Genomic DNA, 7,153 nt, shown 5'->3' with positions numbered 1-7,153 from the left:
GTCGGCGGCGGCTCGCCCGGTTTGGGCGGCTCACCGGGCCTGGGTGCGGGCGGCCGCGGGTACGGCGGCGGCCAGGCCGCGGGCGGCGAGGACACCTTCCAGCAGATGCGGCATCTGCTTGCCGGGCGGCGCCAGCTGCTGGGCAAGCTGGTGGGCGGGCAGCCCCCGGGCAGCGCCGGCGGCGTGCCGGTCAGCACCGAACAGGTGCAGGACGTGCTCGGCCAGCTGCAGCAGAAAGCCACCCCCACGATCATGGTGAACGGCAAGCCTACGCCGCGCACCGTCACCCACCTCAAGCAGGACCTGCTGGCCCAGCTGCGCCAGCACACCCCGGGCAACCAGCCGCCGGCGCTGGCCGAGGAAGACGGCGACGCCATCGACCTGGTCGGCATGCTGTTCGACCACATCATGAAGGACGTGCGGCCGAACAGCCCCGCGTCCGCCCTGCTGGCGAAGCTGCAGGTGCCGCTGCTGCGCGTGGCGCTGCAGGACAAGGCGTTCTTCACCCGCCAGCAGCACCCGGCGCGGCAGATGCTCAACACCATCGCCGAAACCGGTGCCTACTGGCTGGGCGAGGACGATTCCGACCAGCAGCTGGTGGGCAAGATGCAGTCGGTCGTCGATCGCACCGTGCGCGAGTTCGACGGCGATTTGGGCCTGTTCAACAACCTGCTCGAGGACCTCAGCGGCCACCTGCAAACGGTGACGCGCAAGGCCGAGGTGGCCGAGAAGCGCCACGTCGAGGCGGCCCGCGGCAAGGAGAAACTGGCGCTCGCGCGCGAGCGCGCCGCGACCGTGGTCGAGGGCATGCTGAAGAAGCAGAACCTCCCGCGCTTCACCCACACGCTGCTCAGCCAGGCCTGGACCGACGTGATGGCGCTGACCTCGCTGCGCCACGGCGAGGACTCCGAGCAGTGGAAGCAGCACCTGGACACGGCGGAACGCCTGATCGGGGTCGCCAAGGCGGCGCCGGGCACCGCGACCATCAGCAACCAGGAAGCCTCGACGCTGCGTACCGACATCCAGTCCTCGCTGACGCAGGTGGGCTACCACGCCGAGGAAGCGCTGGCGATCGCACAGCGCCTGGTCGACCCGCAGGCCAATGCCGACGACGATTCCGCCGCCAGCCGCACCGAGCTGACCATGCGCCTGAAGGCGCGGGCGCGCCTGGGCGAGGACCTGCAGCAGGCCAAGAAGTCCAAGAAAGTCACGCTGACGCCCGAGGAGCAGAAGCGCGTCGAGCAGATCCGCCAGCTGCCCTTCGGCACCTGGTTCGAGTTCTCGCTCAACCAGCAGGGCGAGAAGGTCCGTCGTCGCCTGTCCTGGTTCTCCACCGTCACCGGCCACGTGCTGTTCGTGAACCACCGCGGCCAGAAGGTCGGCGAGAACACGCTCGAAGGCCTGGCCAAGGCCATGGTGCAGGGCCAGGTGAAGGTGGTCGAGGAAGAGAAAGGCACCCTGATCGACCGCGCCTGGAACACGGTGATGAACGCCCTGCGTTCCTTCGCCGGCCAGTCGCCTGCCGAGGCGCCCGCCCGATGAACGAATACCGCCGCGCCAAACGCCGCAAGGTCGGCAACATCGACGTCCTGGACACCATGACCGGGATGCTGATCGGCAAGCTCAGCAACCTCTCCGAGACCGGCATGCTGCTGATCCTGCACGAGCCGCTGGCCAGCGACGCGCTGTTCCAGCTTCGCTTCAGCCTCGACGATGCGTCCGGCAAGTCGCGCCAGGTCGAAGTCGGTGCCCACGAACTGTGGTCCGACGAGGCCGCGGCCCCGGGCCAGGTGTGGACCGGCTTCCGCTTCATCGACGTTGCCCCGGAGGACGTAGCCTTCATCCGGGAGTGGGTGGATGCGCCGGGCAGCCAGTACGTCTGAACCCCGGCGTCGCGTCGCGCCGGCGGTGCTGTCCATCGCCCTGGCCCTGGCCGGCGGCTGCAGCCGCGAGGAGCCCGTCCGCATGGAGCGGCTCTACGTGTTCGGCACCCTGGCCGACGTCGAGATCCGCGGCGCCGAGCCTGCGCAGTCGCGCGCCGCCCTGGCCGAGGTGTCCGGACTGCTCAACCAGCGCCAGTCCGAGTGGCACGCCTGGGAACCTTCGGACCTCACCCGCATCAATGCCGCGCTGGCGGCGGGCGAATCCGCCGTCGCACCCGCCTCCGTGGTCGAGCTCATCGCGCGCTCGCGGCCGTTGGCGGAGGCCAGCGAGGGCCTGTTCGATCCCGCCGTCGGCGGCCTGGTGGCCGCCTGGGGCTTCCATACCTCGACCTTCCCGGTCCTGGCCGCGCCGCCCGGCGAGGCCTGGCTGCAGCGCTGGCGCGAGGTGCGCCCCCGGCTGGACCAGGTGCGCGTGGAAGGCGACGTCGTTTCGAGCAGCAACCCGGCGGTGCAGCTCGACTTCGGCGCCATCGCCGAGGGGCTGGCCTCGGAAACCCTGTTGGAAGTGCTGGCGCGCCACGGCATCCGGCACGCCCTTGTCAGCCTGGGCGGCGACATCGTCGCGCTGGGCGACGGCAATGGCCGGCCCTGGCGCGTGGGGCTGAAGGACCCCTTCGGCGGCGTGCTGGGCAGCGTGCAGCTGGACGACCACGAGGCGCTGTTCAGTACCGGCAACTACAACAAGTTCCGCGAGTCGCCGACGGGCGCGCGCTGGGGCCACGTGCTGGACCCGCGCACCGGCCGGCCGGCGCGCGGCGCGGCGGCGGTCGTGGTGCTGCACCGTGACCCGGTGCTCGCCGACGCCAGTGCGACCGCACTTTTCGTGGCCGGCCCGGCGGGCTTCGAGCGCACCACGCGGCGCCTGGGCCTGGGCTGCGTGCTGATGGTGACCGAGGAGAACGAAATGCTGGTCACCGTCGCCATGGCCGCGCGGGTGGAACTGCTGCGCAATCCCGTGTCCCTCGGGCCGCCTCTGGACCTCGGGCCGGACTGCGACGGGCGGGCGCCCGCCGCGGCGGACTAGCCGCGAGAGGCCTTCAGTTCCGGAAGCAGAGCGCCGCCTCGGGCTTGTGGATCGCGAAGCCCTGCGCATAGTCCACGCTCAGTCCGCGCAGCAGGTCACGGGCGCGCTCGTCGGCCACCCATTCCGCCACCACCTGCAGGCCCAGCTGGTGGCCGATGTCGGTGACCGCGCGCACGATCGAGTAGCTCACCGGGTCGGTCTCGATGTTGCGGATGAAGCTGCCGTCGATCTTGATGAAGTCCACCGGCAGGTTCTTGAGGTAGCCGAACGAGGCCATGCCCGAGCCGAAGTCATCGAGCGAGAACTTGCAGCCGGCGGCGCGCAGCTTCTGCATGAACTCGACCGCGCGCGCCATCGAGCTGACCGCGGCGGTCTCGGTGATCTCGAAGCAGATGCGCTGCGGCGGCACGCCGTAGTCCTCGAGCCGCTGCAGCACGAAGTCGGCGAAGCTGTCGTCCTCGAAGGTCGGGCCCGAGAGGTTGATCGCGCACAGCTTCACCGGCTTGCCGGAGGGATGGATGCGGTGGAAGTTGGCCAGAGTGGTGTCCACCACCCAGCGGTCGAGCTGCGGCATCAGGCCGAAGCGCTCCGCGGCCGGGATGAAGGCACCGGGCGGCACCATCGCGCCGCCTTCGTCGCGCAGGCGCACCAGCATCTCCAGGTGCACGCCTTCGGCCTGCTCGCCATACCACAGCGGCGCCAGCTCCTGGAAATGCAGCAGGAAGCGGCCATCGGCCAGGGCTTGCCGGATCCGGCCGGCCCACTCCATCTCGCTGCGGCGCTGGGTGGTCTCCAGGTCGTCCTCGGAGAACAGGTGCACGCGGTTGCGCCCGCGCTCCTTGGCCATGTAGCAGGCGGTGTCGGCGTGCGCCAGCAGGGTGCGCTGGCTGAGGCCCGGGCCCCGCATCATCACCACGCCGATGCTGGAACTGATGGTGTAGTTGCGCTGCTCCCAGCCGAACACATAGCCGTCGATCTCGAGCCGGATCTTCTCGGCCAGCGCCGCGGCGCGGGCTTCGTCGGTGCGCTCGAGCAGGAAGGCGAACTCGTCGCCGCCCAGGCGCGCCACCACCGCATCGCGCGGCAGCAGGCCGGCGAACAGCGCCGCCAGCTGCGCCAGCAGCTGGTCGCCGGCGTAGTGGCCGGAAGTGTCGTTGATGAGCTTGAACTGGTCGAGGTCCATGTACAGCAGCGCGGCGGGCGGCGCGCCCGCGTCGAGCGCGGCGATGGCGGCATCGAGCCGGCGCTCGAACTCGCGCCGGTTGAGCAGGCCGGTCAGCGAATCATGGGTGGCCTGGTAGCTCAGCTCCTCGCTCAGCACCCGCAGCTCGGTGATGTCGTTGGCCACCGCCAGCAGGTGCGGCTGCTCGCCGAGCATGATCCGCGACACCGAGAGCGTGGCCCAGAAGGATTCCTGCCCCGGCACCCGCAGCTTCACCGTCTCGTTGAAAATGGCACCGGGGTCGGTGCCCAGGCCCGCGACGCGCTCGCGCAGGCCCGGTTCCTCCACCAGCTCCGGCAGGGTCGGGCCGAGGAATTCGTCGCTGATGCCGAGGCGGTCACGGCAGGCCTGGTTCGCGTACACCAGCTGGCCATCGCCCACCCGCGCCAACAGCACCAGCGCCGGCAGCAACTCGTTCAGGGCGCGGAACCGCTCCTCGCTCTCCCGGTACTGCGACGACATGCTGCGCGCCAGCGCCAGCGCCCGGGCCCGCGTGCCGGCGATCGACCAGGCCAGCGTGGCCAGCAGCAGGCTGGCCAGGCAGCCGATGCCGAAGGTGAGCAGCGGCAGCCAGCTGGCCTCGTCATTCAGCAGCCCGGCGTTGGCGACCATCCGCCAGGTGCGGCCGCCGTAGGCCAGGTCGCGCACGAAGGTGGCGGTTTCCACGCCCTGGCGCGGTTGGATTTCGAGCGGGTTGGTGTAAAGCAGCCTCGGCTCGGCCTCACCGTCGCTGATGTCCAGGACCTCGAGGTCGAACCGCTCCAGCGCTTCGCGCGGCAGCGCGTCCTCGATGAGGCGGTTCACCCGGAACGAAGCCGCCAGCGAGCCCATCTCGCGGGCGCGCCGCTCGGCCAGGTCGCGCGGCTGCGGGCCCGGGCTGAACACGGGCAGCCGGATGGTCAGGCCGTCGTCGCTGCCGGGCATGTTGGCGCGCTGGATGAGGCGGAATGCCGCCGACATCACCGGCTGGTCGGCGTCGCGCGCGAACTGGGCGGCCGCGAGGTTGGCGGGCTGGGTGGCGATGTCCAGGCCCAGCAGCATGCGGTTGCCCTGCATCGGCGCCACCAGCACCGTCGGGTAGTGAACCTGGCCATCCGGTAGCGCCTCCGGGGACGGGCGGTCGGTCTTCACCGCGTAGGCGATGGCCTGCAGGCTGGGGAACTGTTCGCGCGGGCGCAGGTTCGAGTACATGGCCTCGAACTCGTCGGCCGTCACTTCGTCCGAGGCCAGGAACAGCGCCTGCACCGAACGCACCAGCAGCCCGCAGGTCTGGAGCTGGCCGTCCACGGCGTCGAAGCTGCGCTCGGCCAGCCGTTCGAGGCGGATCCGCTCGGAACCGGTCAGGGCATCGCGGTGCAGGCTGGCCGCCAGCAGGCTGAGCGCCAGGCCAACCAGCAGCGCCGCCAGGCTCCAGAGCCAGGCGGGCTGGCCCAGGAAACCGCCGTCTTTGCGCCGATTCTCCAAGTACTTCTCCTGCGCCTTACACCCGGATGCGGCAAAATCGGACCTTCGCCTCAGAAAGGATCGGCCATGGCTTCCCACGACACAGCCACTCTATATCCCGCGCACCTGTCGGCAATCAAGGCGCGGGTGGACCGGCTGCTCGAAAAGCACGGTTTCGATCACCTTCTGGTCGCCTCGGGCATCGAGAAGTACGAGTTCCTGGACGACCGGCCCTACCCGTTCAAGCCCAACGCCCAGTTCAAGGCCTGGCTGCCCCTGACCCGCCACCCGCACTGCTGGATCGCCTACACCCCCGGCCAGCGGCCGGTGCTGGCCTACTACCAGCCCGACGACTACTGGCACGTGCCGCCCAGCCCACCCGAGGGCGCCTGGGTCGAGCACTTCGACATCCGGGTCATCACCGACCCCGCCGAGGCCGCGAAGCACCTGCCGGCGACCGGCAAGGCCGCCATCCTGGGCGAGGCCGACGCCGCCCTGCCCGGCTTCATGCCCAACAATCCGAAGGCGCTGATGGATGCGCTGCACTACCACCGCGCCTACAAGACGCCCTACGAACTCGCGGTGATGCGCCTCGCCCAGCGCCGCGCGGTGCCTGGCCATTTGGCCGCGCATGCCGCGTTCAAGGCCGGTCTTTCCGAGGCCCGCATCCACGCCGCCTACCTGGCCGCGACCGGCCACACCGACCTCGACCTGCCCTACAGCAACATCGTCTGCCTCAACGAGCACGGCGCGGTGCTGCACTACCAGTACAAAGAGACGCGCGCGCCCTCGCAGCATCGCTCCCTGCTGATCGATGCCGGCGCCGAAGTGGACGGCTACGCCTCCGACATCACCCGCACCTGGGGCAACGGTGACGCCGACTTCGAGGCGCTCATCGCCGCAGTCGAGGACGAACAGCAGGCCCTGTGCGCCCGCGTCCGAGCCGGCGTCGATTACCGCGACCTGCACCTGGAATGCCACCTGCGCCTGGGCAACGTGCTGCGCACGCTGGAGATCGTGGACATGGATCCGACGCAGATGCTCGAGACCGGCCTCACCTCCACCTTCTTCCCGCACGGCCTGGGCCACCTGATCGGCCTGCAGGTGCACGACGTGGCCGGCTACACCGACGAAGCCGGCGAGCTGATCCCGCGGCCCGCCGGGCATCCCTACCTGCGCATGACCCGCACGCTGGAACCCGGCATGGTGGTGACGATCGAGCCCGGCATCTACTTCATCCCGACGCTGCTGGCGAAGCTGAAGGCCACGCCGCAGGGCAAGGCCGTGGACTGGCGCAAGGTGGAGCACCTGGCGAAGTTTGGCGGGGTGCGGATCGAGGATGAGGTGCATTGCACCGACGGCGGGCCCGAGAACCTCAGCCGCGACGCCTTCGCGGCGACCTGAGCCGCCCCGACACCCTGTGGGAGGGGCTTCAGTCCCGATGCCTTGCACCGGAAAGCATCGGGACTGAAGTCCCTCTCACAGAAGCTTCCGGTCGCGGCCAAAGTCCTGATTTGCTAG

At 70.1% G+C, this 7,153-nt stretch carries 5 protein-coding genes; 4 read left to right on the top strand and 1 reads right to left on the bottom strand.

Annotated elements, in window-relative coordinates; translation table 11 throughout:
• From Q0C12_RS09275 to Q0C12_RS09265, 3 genes are all read left to right on the top strand, one after another.
• Positions 1 to 1,542, top strand: a 1,542-nt coding sequence (locus Q0C12_RS09275) for a DUF1631 family protein (protein ID WP_290889337.1), incomplete at its 5' end; no start/stop codon positions are given.
• Entirely contained in the window at positions 1,539 to 1,883 is a 345-nt protein-coding gene (locus tag Q0C12_RS09270; RefSeq protein WP_290889334.1) for a PilZ domain-containing protein, read from the top strand. The genes Q0C12_RS09275 and Q0C12_RS09270, both read left to right, overlap by 4 nt.
• Positions 1,858 to 2,967 (top strand): FAD:protein FMN transferase, encoded by a 1,110-nt coding sequence (locus tag Q0C12_RS09265; protein WP_290889332.1) that lies wholly within the window; start codon positions 1,858 to 1,860, stop codon positions 2,965 to 2,967. Before Q0C12_RS09270 ends, Q0C12_RS09265 begins: the two co-directional genes overlap by 26 nt.
• A gap of 13 nt (positions 2,968 to 2,980) precedes the next feature.
• On the opposite strand, the gene Q0C12_RS09260 is transcribed toward Q0C12_RS09265, so the two are convergent.
• Positions 2,981 to 5,653 (bottom strand): EAL domain-containing protein, encoded by a 2,673-nt coding sequence (locus Q0C12_RS09260; protein WP_290889328.1) that lies wholly within the window; start codon positions 5,651 to 5,653, stop codon positions 2,981 to 2,983.
• A 66-nt stretch (positions 5,654 to 5,719) separates the two neighbouring features.
• Between Q0C12_RS09260 and pepQ the strand changes: the two genes are divergently transcribed.
• Positions 5,720 to 7,036, top strand: a complete 1,317-nt coding sequence (pepQ, locus tag Q0C12_RS09255; protein ID WP_290889325.1) for a Xaa-Pro dipeptidase — start codon at positions 5,720 to 5,722, stop codon at positions 7,034 to 7,036.
• Positions 7,037 to 7,153: the final 117 nt, after the last annotated feature.

It is taken from the genome of Arenimonas sp. (assembly GCF_022842045.1).
Lineage (GTDB): Bacteria > Pseudomonadota > Gammaproteobacteria > Xanthomonadales > Xanthomonadaceae > Arenimonas.
The sequence above is the reverse complement of the archived record's forward strand: the minus strand, read 5'-3'. Positions and strand labels throughout refer to the sequence as shown.